This window comes from Francisella sp. SYW-9 (genome assembly GCF_008711465.1).
Taxonomy (GTDB): Bacteria; Pseudomonadota; Gammaproteobacteria; order Francisellales; family Francisellaceae; genus Francisella.
Genome location: NZ_VXKQ01000008.1, coordinates 66,847 through 83,596, shown reverse-complemented (window position 1 = coordinate 83,596; position 16,750 = coordinate 66,847). Strand labels below are relative to the sequence as shown.

Here is a 16,750-nt window from a genome sequence, read left to right as displayed (position 1 = left end):
AGGAACTCCAAAATGCTGTATAAACACGACTACGACAAAACCCTAACAAGACTAGTAAGTATCTTAAACATCCTAAACACAGGGCAGGGAGTAGCTAGTAAAGATATTGCTAAAGAGTTTAATGTCTCGGTGCGAACTATCCAAAGAGATTTTAGCGAAAGACTAGCAATGTTCCCAATCTATAAGGATAAAGGCAAATGGTACTTTATCAAAGGCTATACACTTGAGAAGAACTTAAATACGGAAGACTCTCTTGTGCTTAAAATCCTTGATAAATTTGCTGAGAGTGTTGGTGAGCAGTTTTATAGCCGTACTAAGAAGTTACTAGCTAAAATCACAAATGAGCAAGATAACACAATCTATGCAAAGCTACATATAGAAGATGTATCAGCAAACTTAGCTGAGCTTAAACAATTAGAATCGGCTATTAGTCAGCAACTTTGGATAGAGTTTGAGTATAGTTCAAATAAAGTAACCTATATAGTCAAAGCTTGGCCTTTGAAAATTATTAACTATGATGGCTTTTGGTATCTAATGGCTGTACATAATGAGATCGTCAAAAAGTACTATCTAAAAGGTATTGGTAATATTTTTATCACAGATAAAACTTTTAAGATAACTAGAAATATCAATAAGATGCTTACAGAATCAACAAATGTGTGGTTTCAAGAGAGCAATGAACCATTTGAAGTGAAGTTAGAAGTCTCTCAAGAGATAGCTAGATATTTGATTAGAAAACCATGCTCACCAACGCAAAAGATTATCAAACAAGATGAAAATGGTTTAGTAATATCTGTAACAGTTAGTCATGAAATGGAGATTTTACCAGTTATAAAAAGATGGCTTCCTGATATCAAAGTTATAGAGCCACAGTCTTTAAATATTTCTCTAAAAAATATGCTAGAAGAGTATCTGAAAGGTATTTGAGTAAGTTTTAAAATATAGCCTACTACCCTTAAAAGTAGTACTTGATCAAATAGCTTAAGTATAGTTAACTCAAAAGAAATAAGTCATTCTACGACTTGATCGTAGAATCTAAGTTTTGAGCTCATGACAGCTAGATCCTATGGTCAAGCTATAGGATGACAAAAATGGTTTCAAAAGTTACTTGGGATAGCTAAATTAATTTTTCTAGAAGTTTAAATCAACGACATAAAGCTGTCATTTTTGTTCTTTATAATTAATTTGTACTAATAAAGTTATAAGGAGATATTATGCAAAATCTGACAAGTCTTTTTGATGCTCATCCGTATATACTAATAGCAATATGTGTTTTTATAATCTTAGCTTTGGTAGTTTTATATTTTTCAATAGTTGGTTGGTGCGTACATACAGTACAAAATCCTCAATCTGGATTTTTCAAAAAAGGCCTTGCTGTAATGATTGGAATGCTTCTTTTGAAAAATGTAATGGGCATGATGTATGGACAGGATCAGGAGAAAAAATGAGAGCAATAAAAACCATCGATCAAATAGCTAGAGAAAAGCAAAGAGATGTCTTATTTATATAGGTTAAATCCAATCATTTGAAATCTTTTGAGCATTATGAAAGTTACAAACCATGGCAAGAAACAAAGAAATGGCTAGAAGACAAATAATATTCCTCATGAAATTTGCGGTCCATTTTTTAAAGATAGTCGTATCTTAGCAGGATATTGTGGTGATATTTATATTGATATACCTAATGATGACTCTATCGAAATGATACAAAAGATAGATGGGTATTTTAACTATACTGGCGAGCGACTAGATGGCAATGTACGGCTTTGTATATTGTCATATGGTAAGGCAAATATACAGAACGAGACACAGCAGAGTTTTGGGAGGATATATGATGGTAGAAAAATACTGGCACGAAAAATCTAAAAAGATCGAAAGAAAGCATATGCTTTATGAAGATGGTTATAAATATGATTATGACTGTGGTGTAGAGCCAATGCCTCTTTTGCTTCTAAATAAACCTTTGAGCGATCAAGAGCTAGCTACTAAGTTTATAAGTGGTTTTAGGGATATAAATGAGAAACTCGAAAAAGTTACTGTAGAAGTTACAAAAGAGTATATGAAGCTTGCCAAGATGTATATGCGAGGGGATATTTTTTTATGGGATACTGATCTAGAAGTCTCAGTTTTGATTAAAGGTCATGTTGGAGAGCTAGACCCTTTGTATCGTGAAGATGCTGATAATATCCTAGTTACTTTAGAGTCAAATATGCAAGTCGCTCGTAGAAATCTTAAGATTCATCCATTTGGTATAGAGCTTAATGAAAAAGATCATTGCACTATTAGAGAGTTTGACTGTCTTAATCATTGTTATGTTTTTCATGCTTTGTATGACCATACAGATTTGGATTTGATGAATATATTGCGTATTGAGAGCTTTGGCTATGATATAAAGCTTCATGCACATAGTAATAGTATACAGGTGAAATAATGATAGAAAATTTAAACCAAATAAAAGACTATATCCAAGAAGCTGATGCTGTACTTATAGTAACTGGCTCTGGTATGAGTGTAGATAGTGGTTTACCTGATTTTAGAGGTAAGAATGGTTTTTGGAAAGAATATCCATTATTTGAGAAGTTAGATATAGATTTTATGGAAGCTGCAAGTGTCCAACAATTTTTCTCAAATCTTGATATAGCATGGGCATTTTATGGGCATAGATTGGAGATGTATCGTAAAACTCAACCTCATGTAGGTTTTAAGATGCTATTAGATTTAGTCAAAAGCAAGAATAATAACTATTTTGTATATACTTCAAATGTTGATGGACACTTTCAAAAAGCTGGTTATGATGATAATAAAATATATGAGATACACGGTAGCATCCATCATTTACAATGTGCTATGAACTGTAATGATGAGATATGGAATAACCGTGAAATTATATATGTCAATCAAGAGCAAATGACAGTTGATAGGTTTCCTAAATGTAATAATTGTGGTGGTATAGCTAGACCAAATATATTAATGTTTGATGATTTCTATTGGGTTGCTAATCATACTGACAAACAAAAAGGGAAATATAAAAAATGGCTACATGATTCTGTTATGGCGAAAAACCAAAAGCTAGCAATCATAGAAATAGGCTGTGGCACAACAATTCCAACAGTACGTATGAATAATGAATGGACTTTGGCAATACATGGTGATAATACCAAGCTAATTAGAATAAATCCTAATGATAATTATGTTGAAGCTGGTACAGGCTGGGCTATTAGAGAAAGAGCTTTGGCTGCTTTGGAGCAGATTTTGGATTAATTCTTTTTAAATCTTAGAAGTTTACCGACTTGTTAAGTAATTTGACACCTAATCTACTGCTTTAATTATTTTCCCTATATAACTACAAGTTTTCATAAATGAATATTTACTCATTTATAAACATATATTTGTCTAAGTGCTAGAGATAGTTTGCAAACATTTATCCTTAGTATAATAATACTATGTACGCGTGAACAATGTTGACGTAAGGTCAAGAGGCTCTATGTATTTAAATAAATACGAAAAATCAGGTATGTTCTGGGTTCCAACTACATACTTTATGGAAGGATTTCCTTATATTCTTATATTCGTAGTATCTAGTATTATGCTTAAGAATTTAGGTGTAGGTAATGCAGTGATTACATCATATACAAGTTTGTTTCTATTTCCATCATTAGTAATGCCATTTTTAGCTGTCTTTTTAGATATCTATAAATCAAATAGGTGGTGGATATATATGACAGAGCTATTATTAGCTTTATTTATTTTATTAATAATTCTAGCACTTAGTAGTTCATATTTTTTCTCAATAACTATAGCATTATTTTTTCTACTTTCTATTAATAGTAATACTCATGATATGTCTGTTGAAGGTAACTATGTCTCAAATCTTCCGACAGAGAGGCAATCTTTTTTCTTAGGCTTTCAGTCTGTATTTGTTGTCTTAGGGAAATTTTTTTCACAAGGATTCTTGGTTATATTATCAGGTATTGTTTTTAGTTATACACATAATTATTTTATTGCATGGCAAATATCATTAGCTATAGCTGCTATAGTGACACTATGTCTTGCTATATATCACTTTTTTGTATTACCAGAGAGACCTAATAGTTATAAAAAGCAAAATACTGATTCTCTAACTCCAAGAGAAGGTGTAATTGAACGGATATGTCAAATTTATAAAACATTTTTCCAGCTTGAGGGAATCTGGATAGGTCTAGCATTTATCGTGTTATATAAGCTTGGAGAGCTATTAGTTTCAGCAATATTTCCGCTTTTTCTTATAGATACTCATGCTCATGGTGGTATGGGTCTGAGTAACGCATCAGTTGGGTTTGCCTATGGTACCGTTGTGGTGCCTTTTACTATTATTGCTGGATTATTAGGAGGCTATCTTATATATAAAAAGGGGTTGAAATTTTGGTTAGCACCTATGGTGTTGATTATGAATGTTCCTCATGGTTTATTTATAATACTTGCACATGATCCAAATATGAGTTACAGCATAGTATTAATATTTATTATAATTGAAAAGTTTTGCTTTACATTTGCTGTATGTGCGTATGCCATTTTTATGATGTATCTAATAAGAAATAGCAGTTATAAAACATCTCACTTTGCATTTTTTTCAGGGTTTATAACTTTAGTACAGATTCCAATACGTGCTGTTAGTGGTTATATCCAAGAACTAGTTGGCTATGAGTGGACATTTGTTTTTATATTTCTCATAGTTGTACCTTTATTAATTTGTGTGAAGTTTATAAAAGTGGATTCTAATTATGGAAAGAAAGGTGCTTAGGTTATAATTATTTTAGTCAATTTCTATAATCTCAAAAGGTTTAAGACTAAAATTAATGAGTATGAAAAACCTAGATGCAAAAATAATACCCCTACAAGATCGCCATATTATCGAGGCTAGTGCTGGTACGGGTAAGACTTTTAATATCACTAAGCTCTATATCCGACTTTTGTTAGAGAAAAAGTTATTGCCCAATAATATTCTTGTAATGACATTCACTAAAGATGCAACCCAAGAAATTATTGGTAGAGTTGAAGCTAAGATCAGAAAAGTATTAGCTAGCTATACGGATGAGAAAAAAGAATCTGATAGTGAAAATTATAAACATCTAAAACGAGCATTACTTGAGATCGATGAAGCTGCTATATTTACAATACATGGTTTTTGTAAAAAAGTCTTGAATGAGCAAGCATTTGCAAGCGGTATGGAGATGGATGTTTCAATGGAAGTTGATACTTCTGATATCTTGCAAAAAGTAGTTGAGGATTTTTTTAGGAAACATATCAATAAAAATAAAACTAATTTTGAGTATCTAAAAGCATATAAACTACATACTCCAGAGAAGTTTTTAGATAGAAGTGGTTTGTTAAATGTTATTAGGTCTAATCATCAAATAGTTGTTGATAAACCTATTAGTCTAGATGAATTTAATATACGTAAAAAACAACAAGTAGATATTCTTAGTAATAATCAAGATATTGTTGATGACTTTCTATCTAAGTTAGGTAAAGGGGAGCCAGAGGGAAGGCGAGTAGAAGAATATCATAAAATTTTAGACTGGTTAAAACTAGATGATGAAACACCATTTCCAGATGGTATATCTATAATTACAAATGGTAAAAAGATTAAAGGGGCTAAAGTAAAGCCAGTATTTGTTAGTGTTAAAGAACTAAAAGAATTGCAGCTAGAAATTAGACAGCAAAAATCAGCTCAATTTATTAAAGAAGTATGTCTAAAGATTCGCCAAGATTTTGCAAATGCTAAAGCGCAAAAAGGAGTTTTAGATTTTAATGATTTAATTACCAAGCTTTGTCAAAGTGTTAAGAGTTCTCCAGATTTAGTAAAAACCTTACAAGCACAGTATCCTGTAGCTCTTATTGACGAGTTTCAAGATACGGATGCTGAGCAGTATGAAATATTAGATACTATTTATCCTCAAGATAGTAAACTACCCCGTCAGTCTACGACTGCCACCCCTTCGTCCCAAAGGGGAATGAATGAGTTATTACTTCTTATGATTGGCGATCCTAAGCAGGCAATTTATGGTTTTAGAGGCGGGGATATCTTTACATATTTGAAAGCTAAGAATAGTTGTCCAGAAGAAAATCAATGGAGTATGGACACTAACTGGCGCTCAACTAGCGAAATGATAAAAGCTTATAATCGTCTTTTTTATAAAGAAGATTATAAACCAAAAGATGAGGGTAAACTTGGGGAAAATATATTTAGCAAAGGTATTGGTTATCAGACTGTTAAAGCATCACCAAAAGCAAATGAGAAGGCTAGAGATTTTGGAGATGGTTTAAAGCCGATAAACTATTTCTATTATGAAGTATCAGAAGAAGATAAAAAAAATGATATTGATAAAAATTTATCAGCATGGACAGCAAATGAAATTGTCAGACTATTAAACTCTAAAAAAGTAGCAGAAAATGATATTGCTATACTAGTTGAAAATGGTACCCAAGCTAAAGAAATTCAGCAAGCTTTGAGTAATAAAAAATTAAGTTCAGTTTATCTAAGTCAAAGGGATAATGTCTACCATAGCCAAGAATCGACAGAAATATTAGCTGTTATGGAAGGTATTAACGAGCTTGAGAATAAATCTTTATTAAAAAAAGCATTATCAACTAGTCTTTTAGGAGGTAGTGCTGATAAATTTATAAAATATACAGACGATGATGATATCTCAGCATGGGATGAGGAAATAGAAAAAGCTAAAAGTCTACGCATGAAATGGCATAAATGTGGTTTTATGGCTTTTATAATGCAACTAATCCATGAAAGCTTTAGTCAAAGAGATGGTTCAAAACAAAGGACTATCACAAATATATTACATCTAGCAGAGCTTATAAAAGTAGCTGAGAATAAATATAAACACCCGAACCAACTTATCAAATGGTATCGTCAGCAGATTAAAAGTTCATTGACAGCAGAGGGAGAGCTTAGACTAGAAAGTGATGATAATCTTATTAAAATAATTACGATACATGGTTCAAAAGGGCTTGAGTATTCAGTTGTTTTTATACCTTTTGCAAGCTATATAAGTTCTAAAAAACTTAGCTTAAATAATGCTAATAAATATTATGATAGCAGCTTAGAGCAGACTGTTTATAAGATTGGTAAAGGTGATGTGACTAAAAAGCTAGTTGAGCAAGAAACTATACAAGAGATAATGAGACTATTTTATGTCGCGGTAACTCGAGCTGAACATAGATGTTATATTGGCGTTGCTAGATATCAGTCTAAAAAGGGGGGAGCTAAAGTAGCTAGTGATGACTCATTTAACAGTCCTTTAGCACAGTTTTTAGGGTATGAAAAAGATGAAAGCTGGTTAGAAAAAGTACAAAAAATCACAGCTAATCCAGATAATCAAAGTCTGCTTTTAGAGATAAATAATTTTGAAGTTTTAGGGTTAGATAATATAAATAAAACAGAAGTTAATCAGCATCTTCAAGCTAATGAAATAGCTAAATTAAAAGATGATAATTGGGAGATGTTATCTTTCTCAAAAATATCCAAATCAAAAGCACAAAATACAGCTTTAGAAAAAGAAAATGATGAGTCGGAAGATAGTCAAATTCAAGAATCACAAGATGAATTAGAGTTTAGATTTACAGCTGTAAAAGGTGCTGATATAGGTAATATATTGCATAATGTCTTAGAATATACTGATTTTAGTACAGGTTTAATTGACCATACTTTGTTACAAGAGCAAATGGACAGGTATAGAGTGGTTGCTACAGAGGATTTTGATAATTTAAAAACTTGGTTAGAAGAATGTTTAGTTGCAGAGATTAAGCCTATAAAAAATAGTGACATATCAGAATCTAGTTCAAAATCGTTAAACTCTAATGAAGATATTCAATATAGCTTGTTTGATAATAACGGTGAAATGCCAAATCAATTTCAACATAATACGGATATAAAAAGCTTTTGCTTAAAAGATATTCCAAACTCAAAAACTCTTAAGGAAGCAGAGTTCTACTTTCCTATTGCTAATGAGAAGCTTTATAAAAACAATATTATTAAGATCTTAGAAGAATATCGTAATAGCTCAATAATGGTTGATGAACTAGGTAATTATAAGATTTTTGGTATGCTACATGGTTTTATAGATTTGATTTTTGAATATGATGGTAAGTTTTACGTCGCGGATTATAAATCAAATTATCTTGGTGATAAATTGGAAGACTATAATCAGCAAGCTATGCAGGAGAAAAATCAAAGTAGTTTTTATGATTTACAGTATCTAATATATAGTGTTGCGTTAAATAAATATCTAAAACAAAATATTCCAAATTATAATTTCGAGAAGCATTTTGGTGGCGTATATTATTTCTATTTACGTGGTATGAAAAATGGTTATGGAATATATCAAGCTAGTCCATCTTTTGAAATTATTAGTAAATTATCTAATTTACTAAATGGAGGTACTAATGTATAAGACTTTCCATGAAGCTAAAGAGAGGTTGGCAGATATTCAGGCAGTAGATTTTTTCTTTGCTAAAGAAGTATTAGCTTTGATTAACTCTCATAATATACGATTAGAGAATAGCTCTAAAGATACTTTATTTCACTTATTAATGAAGCTTATGTCAGCACATAGTTTTGGACATAGCTGTATTAAGATAAAAGATTTAGCAGATAAGACTTTGTTTGCTTCACAAGATGATAAGCAAGAGTTTAGAGAAGGGTATAAGCTACCTAGTTATAAAGGGCTTATAGATATTTTAGGCTCTATAAACTATACAAAACTCCCTGTTTATTTTGCTAAAGAGTTTGATTCTTTATATATCAAAAGGTTATGGTGTTATGAGAAAGAAATTGCAGAATTTATTAGGCAAAAAACTAGTAAAAACATAGCTTGCAGTGATAATGCTAAACTAAATGAGATCGCATCTAGACTGTTTGAAACTACTGAAGAGATAGATTATCAAAGACAAGCTGTTTTAAATAGCTTTAACTATGACTTTAGCATAATTTCTGGAGGACCCGGAACAGGTAAAACAACTAGTGTAGCAAAGTTACTATTAGCCATGCAAATGTTTAATGATAAACAGCAGAAGATAGCACTTTTAGCACCAACAGGTAAAGCGGCACAGCGAATGACAGAATCGTTAAAGAAAACTTTGGCTAGTATTTTAGCTCTTTCAGTCATTCCTAACCCTGATCAGGAGCTTATTAACTATCTACAAAACTTAGAAGCTCAAACAATACATCGCTTTTTAGGCTTGCGTCCAAATTCAAAATATATTAAGTATCATAAAGAATTAAAAGCTCCTTATGATGTGATTATTGTAGATGAAGCATCTATGTTAGATATAAATATTTTTATCAAACTTATACGAGCTGTTGGTGAAAATACCAAGTTAATATTGTTAGGAGATATTAATCAATTACCATCAGTAGAAGTAGGAAGCCTTTTAGCAAGCTTAACTGTTGATATAACTGGAAATATACCAAACTATACGACTAAGCTTTTAAAGAATTATCGTTCACAGCAAAATATAAATAATCTTGCAAATAGTGTATTGATAGGTGAAGTATCACCAGTGGATCATGGAAGTGAGAATATTAGTTTTTATGACTCGAGAGATAGTGAAAAACTGCTTAGAAACTATACAGATAAATATAAAGCTTTAGAAAAATGTAGTAGCTATAAAGAAGCTTTGGAACTGCTAAGTAAATTTAGAATATTAGTAGCAAATAAAAATTTAGATATTGGTACAGATAAGCTAAATCAGAAGATTGAGAAGTTATTGGGTAAAACAATAGATTCTAACTATAAAGCTAGGCCTATTATGATAACGCAAAATAGCTATTCATTAGGTTTGTTTAATGGTGATATTGGTATTATTTGGCCAGACTCTAGCGGTAAGCTTCGGGCGTATTTTGATGGTAAAGATGATAGAGTATTTTCTTTGAATATGCTTCCTAATTATGAAACAGTATATGTAATGACAATTCACAAAACTCAAGGTTCAGAGTTTGAAGAGGTAGCTATTATATTACCTGATAATGATAATGAAGCTTTAACAAAGCAGCTTATATATACAGCTATAACTAGGACTAAAAATAAACTAGATATAATTAGCCAATCAAAGATATTCAATAAAGTTATAAAAAAATCAGTAACTAGAAATTCAAATATACAATACTTGATAGATAAAGAAACTCATATAACCCAATAATAGATGAATAACTGCTGTTAAATTTCTTGATGATAGATCATTCTAAGACAATATTATCTATAAGAACCCAGATATGCAAAACAAAGGTGGTTTATGAAAACAGTAAATGTTGGTGATTATGATAAATATAAAAAATGCTATTACAATAATATATGTCATCTAATCGAGATATAAAAGGATGGAAATATCTCAAAATAAAGTTCTAATATATGTTTTTTTAGCGGCTATTTTCTTTGTTAATTTGGAAATAAATGCTGTCGCAGTATTGCTTAATAATATATCTAGATATTTAGATATATCTATAAGTAGTGCTCAATGGATTGGCAGTATATATATGGTATTTTTTTCATCGACTGTAATTATCGCTGGTAGGCTTGGAGATATATATCATAGTAAGAATATATATCTTATAGGTATATATGTTTTTTTACTTTCTACACTTGGTTGTGCTTTTTCAAATGGCCTTACTATGTTAATAATAATGAGAATTTTACAGGGTGTTGGAGGGGCTCTTGTTTGGCCTAACGCGGCATCATTGATTTTAAAACAAACAGATATATATCCTAAAGGTAAGTTAATAGGACTATTTACAGCATCTGTTGGGTTAGCAATAGCCTCAGGGCCTGTAGTAAGTGGCTATTTTACGGATCTATTTGGTTGGAGAGGAATATTTATAATAACTGCTGTAGCTATGTTAGTAATATGCGGTTTTCATTTTTTTTATAAATCAAATTTTACTTCAGAAAATAATTCAAAAAAGGAAGTCGATTATTTAGGGGTATTGATTACTTGTTTATTATTATTAACAATATCTTTTTATTTAAGTTCATTTAATTCAATAACATTATATATTCATCTTTTATATTTAATAACAATTGTTGTACTAAGCTTTGTATTAGGAGTTTATTTAAAGTATAAAAATAATCCAATTATCAAAATTAACTTATTCAAGGATCGTAATGTATTAATAGGTTGTATTTGTAGATTATTATTCCAAACTGTTTTTATGGGTTTCACGTACTCATTTATAATCTATGTATCGAATTACTTTCACCTGTCTCCATTCAAGGCAGGATTATCATTTCTTTCTTGCACTATTTGTTTATTTATTTTAGCTTTTGTTAGTGGAAGGTTGATAGATTTAAGAATATCTATCTATAGCATTACTTTAAGTGGACTTATACTAATGATAGTAGCATATATTATTCTAAGTTCTGGATATGGAAATGGTTCAGTTTTATTCTTAGAGTTTCTTATTATTGTATTAGGGGCTGGGTATGCGATAGCATCACCATCATTACTTGCAATAACAACAAAATCAACCAATAATAGTAATTATGGCTCGGTTACAGGGATGTACTTTATGTTTAGTACATTTGGAAATGCTATAGGTATAATTATAGCTGGTCTGTATTCTCAGTATGTGGCACAAAGTAGTATTGTATTAGTAAAATTTTCTAATGTTAATATTTTATATGGAATAATTACTACATTTATTTTTTTAGCTATTTTATGGTTAAAAATCTATAATAAACCATCAACAAATATTTGATTATTCTATTTATAGAATAAATAACATTTACTATTTTAAATTAGGTGTTCATACACGAATAATTAATAAAATAAGCTAAGCTCAGTAATTGCTAAATATTTAATAGTAATTTTATCCACAAATTGCTAAATTTCTTTTAATTTATAATCTTTATTCTAAAAAATATTTAGATTTTAATAACTTTAGCATAGATAAAATATGATTTACCAACACATTATTGATCCAATATTATTTGTCGTAGGGTTTATGGCATCGGTTACTGATACTATAGCAGGTGGAGGAGGTTTAATAACGTTACCCGCTTTATTATTTTGTGGTTTACCTCCGGTGCTTGCTCTTGGGACAAATAAGTTTCAAACGGTTATTGGTGAAGCATCTTCAACATTATATTTCTTTAAAAAGAAAAGCGTTAATTATAAATTAGTAATACCATGTTTTATATTTGTTATTTTAGGTTCTGTAATAGGAACTATTATACTTTTGTTTATTTCAGTATCGTGGCTAGAAAAATTGATACCTATTCTTCTAACTTATGTTTTAATTCAAATGATCTTGACGATATTTATGAGAAAGAATAAATCAGAAAGTGATACTCTAAAACCAGATAAAACTAAGTTTATGGTTATGGGGACATCAATAGGGTTTTATAATGGCTTTTTTGGTCCAGGAACAGGGTCTCTTTGGACAATTATGCTAATGAAGTTTTTTCATTTAGATATAAAATCAGCAATAATGTATACAAAACCACTGAATTTACTAGGAAATATCAGTGCTTTGGTAGTATTTATTATTACTAGCAAGATTAACTACACATATGCTATTGTGATGGCCTTAGGAGCTTATATAGGTGGAAAGTTTGGAGGCCATATTGTTTCAAATAAGAATATGAATTTAATAAAAATAATTTTCTTTATAATTCTTTTTATTAGCACTATAAGTACTTATTTTAAGTATTATTAGCTAAAAACACTATAATATTACGAGATGTGATCTCTATGAAATATAATACTGCGATGGATATGGGTAATTTATTTATTATAAGCATAAACATTTGTATCTCTATATTCACCATTAGGCTTTTTAAAATCATTTACTCTTGTTTCTAGTAGAATAAAACCAGATTTTTCTGCTAATTTATTGCTTGATGTATTAGCAGGATCTGTAGTTATAATTATATTTACATACTCTATATTTTTATTTATATAGTCTATAAGGCCTAAAAGAGCTTCCATCATATAGCCTTTTTTAGTATATCGAGTACTAATCCAATAACCAATTTCTAGATGCTTAGGGTTGTTTTGATAGTTAAAAGTATTTACTCCTATACATCCAATAAAATCATCACTCTTATTGTTTACAATAGAAAACTGCATAGACTTTTGATTTAAAAAATCTTTATATATTTCTCTACAAAACTCAAAAGACTCAGCTTTAGTAGGTCTTTTGTCTAACCAGTATAACCATTCTTTTAACTCAAAATATGATTCATTTATTGCGCTATTCATTTTAAGAGCATGTTTCTCTTGTATAGGTTCTAGATAGATTCTTTTTAGTTTTATTATCATATTTGAATAGATAAAAATTTTGAGAACATTCTTCAAATTGTAAGTTTATTTATTCATCTTGTGAATTATTTTTAAACCGTGAAGTAATAAATCAGGAATAATAACATCAAAGTATTTTTCACTCTCAAATAAGTGAGCGTAACCACCTGTAGCTATTAATACAGAGGCTGTTTCAGGAAAACTTTCTTGAGATATACGACTAACTATTTCTTTGATTGCACCTAATTGTCCATAGACTAAACCAGATTGGATCTGTGAGATAGTTGTTTTACCTAAAGCTGAGTCTGGTTTTGATATTGTGACATCAGATAGCTTTGCTGTCTTTCTAGATAAGCTATCCATTGATAAGCTAATTCCAGGTAGGATCGCACCACCAATATATGATTTGTTATCTGAGATAGCACAGATAGTAGTAGCTGTGCCAAAGTCAACAATCATAATATTTTTTGCAGGAAAATGTGACATTGCTGCCACTGAATTTGCTACACGATCTGCGCCTAAATCTAGCGGATTTTTAATACTGAGTTTGAGTCCAGTTTTTATTCCAGGTTTTAGCTCAAGTGGAGTTATGCCTAAGTATTTCTTGCATGCAGAGTTAACAGAATACTCTAAATGAGGAACCACTGAAGATAGCACAACGGCCTCAATATCTTCGATATCCAGTTTTTTTCTTTCAAAAAATGAAAGTAAAAATATGCCTAAAGTATCAGAAGTACATGGTGTAGTTGAGGGGTATCTAAAATTATATTTGATCTTATCACCTATAAAAACTCCACCAAATATATGCGTATTTCCGATATCAATGCATACTAACATTTTTTATTCTCCGTGTTTTAGATCAACCAGTTTAGGTTTTAGTGTTTCTTTGCTAGGATCAATCTGTGCATATGAGATAATAAAAAGTTGATCTCCTTTCTCACATTTTCTCGCAGCTGGGCCGTTTAGTGCGATAGTTTTACTATTAGCTTGTCCTTTTATTACATATGTTTCTAGGCGCTCGCCATTATTTAGATTTACTACTTGGACCTTCTCATTTTCTACAATATTAGCTTGCTTCATTATTTCGCTATCGATAGTTATACTTCCAACATAAAATAGATCTTTACCTGTTACTGTAGCATATGAGATTTTTGATTTTAACATTGAAATTAGCATGCTGGTCCTGTCTCCTTAAAAAAATTATCAATCAAGCGTACTTTTTTGACATAAAATGCCAAGAATATTCTATTATCTATCTCTTTTATATATTCTGGTTTTGCTCCTATAGTTTCAATTTTGCTGTAAAGATCTTCTAAGTTAGAGAAATCATCATCTTTGAGAATGTTATAGATCTCTTTAGTAATCTCGATATCAGAGATTGATAGATTTTTGTTTCTTGAGCTAAGAGGTAGTCCAAAATCTTCTCTAACTGTTGGACAACCAATTACTTTAGTATCAATGAAAAAATCTTTTACAAGTTGCCTAATTAAAGCTAGCTGCTGATAATCTTTTTCACCTAGGTATAAATTATTTGGTCTAGTTATTTGTAAAAGCTTTAGAACTACAGTTAACATACCACTAAAATGTCTAGGGCGTGCTTTTCCCTCTAATATATTAGCTATTTCAATATTAGGCAGTATCTTAAGAGAATCGCCATCTGGATAGATATCTTTTTGATTAGGATTAAATAATATATCTACCTCTAGAGACTCTAGTATTTTTATATCTTGCTCTAAATTATTAGGGTAAGTTTGAAAATCATGATGATTATTAAATTGAGTTGGGTTTACAAATATACTAACTATAACCAAATCATTTTCTGCTTGAGCTTTTTTAATCAAACTAACATGACCACTGTGTAAAGTACCCATAGTAGGAACAAAACCAATCTTTTTCTCGCTACCAAAGCTAGACCTTACTAGCTGAAAATTTTCAATATTATTAGTTATAATCATATGTGTGTTCCTTACTTGGGAAAATACCCGTTTTTGTTTCTTTAACATAGTTATTTATTGTTTTAGAAAAAGATTGTGAAGCATCTACAAACTTTTTTACAAATTTAGGTTGGAAATCATTATTCATTCCTAACATATCTTGTAGAACAATAACTTGACCATCGGTATTTGAACCAGCTCCTATGCCTATTGTTGGGATATTTAAAGCTTGTGTTATTTTCTTAGCAACTTTAGTAGGGATGCATTCTAATACTATTGAAAAGCACCCAGCTTCTTCTAGTTGCTTTGCCTCATTTAGTAGTTTTATAGCAGCAACTTCAGTTTTACCTTGGACTTTAAATCCACCTAAACCATTTATGAATTGTGGAGTTAAGCCAATATGACCCATTACAGGAACGCCTGAATCAACAATATGTCTTATAGTATCTAAATTACCAGCCGCACCCTCTAATTTGACTGCTTGGGCACCTGAGTGTATCAGGGTTGCTACAGATTGCATTGTTATCTCAAGTGACTGTCTATAGCTTATAAATGGTAAATCAGCAATTATAAGCTTATTTTTAGCTCCTCGAGCTACTGCTTTTGTCATAAATTGCATATCAGCTAAAGTAGTATGAGTAGTATTTTCTTTACCAAGCAAAACCATACCACCACTATCACCAACAAGAATACAGTCAATATCAGTATTGTTGATAATATTCGCAAAAGAGTAATCATAACATGTAATCATGGATATCTTTTGTTGCTTTGCTTTAGCTTTTTCGAAGTCTAAAATTGATTTCATATTTTATCCGTAGTTATAAATTGATTAACGATAGCCTTAAAGAAGTTATAAAAATCATCGCCAACCAAGGCTTCAAGATCTTTTTGTAAAGTTATATTATCTCCTCTTGAAATTGGTCCAGATATTGCATTATGATTTTGTTGGATATTTTTAAATGTTTTATCTAGGTAAGGCATTAGATGAGTTTTGTTAATGTTGAAGCGAGATTCCATTTCAATACAAAACTTTTTCCAAATTATAGCAGTTACATTATTTGCTAGAACACACATCGCATGATAGTAAGGTTTGGCGTCTTTATTTATTGAGAAATTAGGATTAGGTAATCCAGGTAAAAGTTTACTAAACTCTATATCTTTATTATCTATAATAAATGGGATAGATTTATACTCTTCTAGTGTGTATAAGCATTTATCAGGAAAACTCTGTAGTGGATGTGCTCCAATTGCATTCTCAATACTTAGCGCGCCAGAGAAATGTATTATAACTAGAGAGTCTAATCTGTTAGAAAGATTGCTTTCTATAAAGTTCTCTATTTGATCATCTTTGATTGAAACTAAAACATGAGTTGCTTTATCTAGTAGATTATTTAATCTAGATATATCTTCTTTACGAGACCATTGTTTAAAATCTAATTTTAAACATTCGAAATAGTAGCATATATGAGATGCTACATTGCCGTCGCCGACAATTACATACTTAGGTACCTGTTGCATAAATCAAGT

Annotated in this window: 15 protein-coding genes and 2 pseudogenes; 11 read left to right on the top strand and 6 right to left on the bottom strand. The window is 30.5% G+C overall.

The window, feature by feature from the left end; translation table 11 throughout:
• The first annotated feature begins 12 nt into the window (after positions 1 to 12).
• The 11 genes and pseudogenes from F3D62_RS04030 (at position 13) to F3D62_RS03990 (ending at position 12,705) form a co-directional block, all read left to right on the top strand.
• Positions 13 to 927 (top strand): helix-turn-helix transcriptional regulator, encoded by a 915-nt coding sequence (locus tag F3D62_RS04030; RefSeq protein WP_150466966.1) that lies wholly within the window; start codon positions 13 to 15, stop codon positions 925 to 927.
• A 287-nt stretch (positions 928 to 1,214) separates the two neighbouring features.
• Positions 1,215 to 1,448 carry a hypothetical protein gene (locus tag F3D62_RS04025; protein WP_150466965.1) on the top strand — a complete coding sequence of 78 codons (234 nt, stop codon included), beginning with the start codon at positions 1,215 to 1,217 and terminating at the stop codon, positions 1,446 to 1,448.
• Positions 1,449 to 1,700: 252 nt separating this feature from the next.
• Positions 1,701 to 1,865: a hypothetical protein gene (locus tag F3D62_RS12720; protein ID WP_191092530.1), complete on the top strand. Its 165-nt coding sequence runs from the start codon at positions 1,701 to 1,703 to the stop codon at positions 1,863 to 1,865.
• Positions 1,831 to 2,430 carry a hypothetical protein gene (locus F3D62_RS04020; protein WP_150466964.1) on the top strand — a complete coding sequence of 200 codons (600 nt, stop codon included), beginning with the start codon at positions 1,831 to 1,833 and terminating at the stop codon, positions 2,428 to 2,430. The genes F3D62_RS12720 and F3D62_RS04020 overlap by 35 nt, the downstream gene beginning before the upstream one ends.
• A complete protein-coding gene (locus tag F3D62_RS04015) occupies positions 2,430 to 3,260 on the top strand; it encodes an SIR2 family NAD-dependent protein deacylase (RefSeq protein WP_150466963.1) in 831 nt (276 codons plus the stop codon). The genes F3D62_RS04020 and F3D62_RS04015 overlap by 1 nt, the downstream gene beginning before the upstream one ends.
• 223 nt (positions 3,261 to 3,483) lie before the next feature.
• Positions 3,484 to 4,779 carry an MFS transporter gene (locus F3D62_RS04010; RefSeq protein ID WP_150466962.1) on the top strand — a complete coding sequence of 432 codons (1,296 nt, stop codon included), beginning with the start codon at positions 3,484 to 3,486 and terminating at the stop codon, positions 4,777 to 4,779.
• Between the two features lie 61 nt (positions 4,780 to 4,840).
• A pseudogene (locus F3D62_RS04005) lies at positions 4,841 to 7,385 on the top strand (UvrD-helicase domain-containing protein); the annotation flags it as partial.
• Between the two features lie 65 nt (positions 7,386 to 7,450).
• A pseudogene (locus tag F3D62_RS13235) lies at positions 7,451 to 8,446 on the top strand (exodeoxyribonuclease V subunit beta); the annotation flags it as partial.
• Complete coding sequence (gene recD, locus F3D62_RS04000; RefSeq protein ID WP_150466961.1) at positions 8,439 to 10,193, top strand: exodeoxyribonuclease V subunit alpha; 1,755 nt, start codon at positions 8,439 to 8,441, stop codon at positions 10,191 to 10,193. The pseudogene F3D62_RS13235 and the gene recD, both read left to right, overlap by 8 nt.
• A gap of 178 nt (positions 10,194 to 10,371) precedes the next feature.
• The gene (locus F3D62_RS03995; RefSeq protein ID WP_150466960.1) at positions 10,372 to 11,745 is read left to right on the top strand and encodes an MFS transporter; all 1,374 of its coding nucleotides are present in this window, start codon (positions 10,372 to 10,374) and stop codon (positions 11,743 to 11,745) included.
• Between the two features lie 198 nt (positions 11,746 to 11,943).
• Positions 11,944 to 12,705: a sulfite exporter TauE/SafE family protein gene (locus F3D62_RS03990; protein WP_150466959.1), complete on the top strand. Its 762-nt coding sequence runs from the start codon at positions 11,944 to 11,946 to the stop codon at positions 12,703 to 12,705.
• A gap of 68 nt (positions 12,706 to 12,773) precedes the next feature.
• On the opposite strand, the gene F3D62_RS03985 is transcribed toward F3D62_RS03990, so the two are convergent.
• From F3D62_RS03985 to F3D62_RS03960, 6 genes are read right to left on the bottom strand one after another with little or no spacing between them, the layout of a single operon-like run.
• Complete coding sequence (locus F3D62_RS03985) at positions 12,774 to 13,310, bottom strand: GNAT family N-acetyltransferase (protein ID WP_150466958.1); 537 nt, start codon at positions 13,308 to 13,310, stop codon at positions 12,774 to 12,776.
• A gap of 45 nt (positions 13,311 to 13,355) precedes the next feature.
• Positions 13,356 to 14,126 (bottom strand): type III pantothenate kinase, encoded by a 771-nt coding sequence (locus tag F3D62_RS03980; protein ID WP_150466957.1) that lies wholly within the window; start codon positions 14,124 to 14,126, stop codon positions 13,356 to 13,358.
• A 3-nt stretch (positions 14,127 to 14,129) separates the two neighbouring features.
• The gene (panD, locus tag F3D62_RS03975; RefSeq protein ID WP_150466956.1) at positions 14,130 to 14,465 is read right to left on the bottom strand and encodes an aspartate 1-decarboxylase; all 336 of its coding nucleotides are present in this window, start codon (positions 14,463 to 14,465) and stop codon (positions 14,130 to 14,132) included.
• Positions 14,459 to 15,244 (bottom strand): pantoate--beta-alanine ligase, encoded by a 786-nt coding sequence (gene panC, locus F3D62_RS03970; RefSeq protein WP_150466955.1) that lies wholly within the window; start codon positions 15,242 to 15,244, stop codon positions 14,459 to 14,461. The genes panD and panC overlap by 7 nt, the downstream gene beginning before the upstream one ends.
• Positions 15,231 to 16,028 (bottom strand): 3-methyl-2-oxobutanoate hydroxymethyltransferase, encoded by a 798-nt coding sequence (gene panB / locus F3D62_RS03965; protein ID WP_150466954.1) that lies wholly within the window; start codon positions 16,026 to 16,028, stop codon positions 15,231 to 15,233. Before panB ends, panC begins: the two co-directional genes overlap by 14 nt.
• Positions 16,025 to 16,741, bottom strand: a complete 717-nt coding sequence (locus F3D62_RS03960; protein WP_150466953.1) for a DUF2520 domain-containing protein — start codon at positions 16,739 to 16,741, stop codon at positions 16,025 to 16,027. The genes panB and F3D62_RS03960 overlap by 4 nt, the downstream gene beginning before the upstream one ends.
• Positions 16,742 to 16,750 lie beyond the last annotated feature (9 nt).